1 protein-coding gene is annotated in these 1,710 nt (G+C 72.3%); it reads left to right on the top strand.

Going from position 1 to position 1,710, the window contains the following annotated elements; genetic code table 11:
- Window positions 1-1,710 (top strand): type I polyketide synthase (locus tag C569_RS31440; protein WP_018789157.1); only part of this gene is annotated, 1,710 nt, incomplete at both ends.

Below are 1,710 nucleotides of genomic sequence, written 5' to 3'. Positions count from 1 at the left end.
TTCGGGATCTCGCCGCGTGAGGCTCTGGCGATGGATCCGCAGCAGCGGTTGCTGCTGGAGGCGTCGTGGGAGTCGTTCGAGTCGGCCGGGCTGGACCCGCAGCAGTTGCGGGGCAGCCGGACGGGTGTCTTCGCCGGTGTCATGTACCACGACTACGCCTCCCGGCTCATGGACCTGCCGACCGAGGTGGAGGGCTACGTCGGGACCGGCACCTCCGGCAGCGTGCTGTCCGGTCGGGTCGCCTACACCTTCGGGCTGGAGGGGCCGGCGGTCACCGTGGACACGGCGTGCTCGTCGTCGCTGGTGGCGCTGCACCTCGCCGCGCAGGCGTTGCGCTCCGGCGAGTGCGACCTGGCGTTGGCCGGTGGCGTGACGGTGATGGCGACGCCCGGCACCTTCGTGGAGTTCTCGCGGCAGCGTGGCCTGTCGGCCGACGGCCGGTGTAGGTCGTTCGCCGCGTCGGCCGACGGCACCGGCTGGTCCGAGGGTGTGGGCGTGTTGCTGGTGCAGCGGCTCTCCGACGCCCAGCGCGAGGGCCGGAAGATCTACGCCGTGGTGCGGGGCAGCGCGGTGAATCAGGATGGTGCGTCGAACGGGCTGACGGCGCCGAATGGTCCGTCGCAGCAGCGGGTGATCCGGCAGGCGCTGGCGAACGCGCGTCTGGTCCCGGCGGACGTGGACGTGGTGGAGGCGCACGGTACGGGTACGACGCTTGGTGACCCGATCGAGGCGCAGGCGTTGTTGGCGACGTACGGGCAGGACCGGCCCGCCGATCGGCCGCTCTGGCTGGGGTCGGTGAAGTCGAACATCGGGCATGCGCAGGCGGCTGCGGGTGTGGCTGGTGTGATCAAGATGGTGTTGGCGATGCGGCATGGTCTGGTGCCGGCGACGTTGCACGTGGACGAGCCGTCCCCACACATCGACTGGACGGCCGGGGCGGTGGCCCTGGCCACCGAGGCGATGCCGTGGCCGGGGGTGGGCCGGCCGCGTCGGGCGGGGGTGTCGTCGTTCGGGATCTCCGGTACGAACGCGCACGTGATCATCGAGCAGCCGCCGGCCGAGACGATCGAGGGTGAGGTCGTCGTCCGCGAGGTGCCGCCGGTGGTGCCGGTGCTGCTGTCGGCCCGTGACGCCGCGGCACTCGCCGGCCAGGCGGGCCGGTGGGCGCGGTGGCTGAGCGTCGACGAGGCCCCGCGCGGCGTGGATGTGGCCTGGTCGTCGGTGACGTCGCGGTCGGCGTTGGAGCACCGGGCGGTGGTGTCCGGGGCGAGCCGGGACGAGCTGCTGGCGGGCCTCGCGGCAGTGGCGGCCGGCGAGCCGTCGGGGGCCGTCGTGACTGGTGCCGTCGCCGCACGCGGCGAGATGGCGCTGCTGTTCTCGGGTCAGGGTGCGCAGCGTGCCGGCATGGGCCGGGACTTGTCGGCGGAGTTCCCGGTGTTCGCCGCCGCGCTGGATGAGGTGTGTGCGCACCTCGACCCGCTGCTGCCGCGTCCGTTGCGGGAGGTGCTGTTCGCGTCGGCGGGCAGCCCCGAGGCGGAGTTGCTGGACCAGACCGTCTTCACGCAGGCCGGGCTGTTTGCCGTCGAGGTGGCGTTGTTCCGTCTGGTGGAGTCGTTCGGGATTGTGCCGGACATGCTGGCTGGTCATTCGATCGGTGAGGTGACGGCGGCGCATGTGGCGGGTGTGTTGGGTTCGCCGGGTCAGTCGGCG

It is taken from the genome of Micromonospora sp. CNB394 (assembly GCF_000374985.1).
In the GTDB taxonomy this organism is placed as follows: Bacteria; Actinomycetota; Actinomycetes; order Mycobacteriales; family Micromonosporaceae; genus Micromonospora; species Micromonospora marina.
The sequence above is the reverse complement of the archived record's forward strand: the minus strand, read 5'-3'. Positions and strand labels throughout refer to the sequence as shown.